Source organism: Campylobacter coli LMG 9860, from assembly GCF_000254135.1.
GTDB classification, from domain to species: Bacteria; Campylobacterota; Campylobacteria; order Campylobacterales; family Campylobacteraceae; genus Campylobacter_D; species Campylobacter_D coli.
In genome coordinates this window covers 1-299 of the sequence record NZ_AINS01000169.1, presented here as the reverse complement: position 1 = coordinate 299, position 299 = coordinate 1, and the positions used below count along the sequence as shown (strand labels likewise).

General features: G+C 29.4%; 1 protein-coding gene. It reads right to left on the bottom strand.

Features of this window, described 5'->3' with window-relative positions; genetic code table 11:
- Positions 1-299: 6-hydroxymethylpterin diphosphokinase MptE-like protein (locus CCO88_RS09980; protein ID WP_002841077.1), on the bottom strand; the 299-nt coding region annotated here is incomplete at both ends.

The window sequence follows — 299 nt, the reverse complement described above, 5'->3', positions numbered from 1 at the left end:
CTGTCCTATAAAAATGATGTTTTTATGATTGAGTAGAACCGAAAGAAAATATGACATATGTGCAACGCTAAATTCTACAGCAGCATAAGAAAAATCTTTAAGATTTATATAATATGGAAAAGCAAGAACTTTTTGAGTTATGACTAAATTTCTACCCTTTAAATACTCAATCGCCTTTGGATGAACAACACCAGCACAAATAAATACAATATCCTTATCAAATTCTCCAAAATCATGATTGAAAAATTCAGCAGTAATTTCAGTTCTTTCTAGCATACAAACATAATCAGGCTTTATAC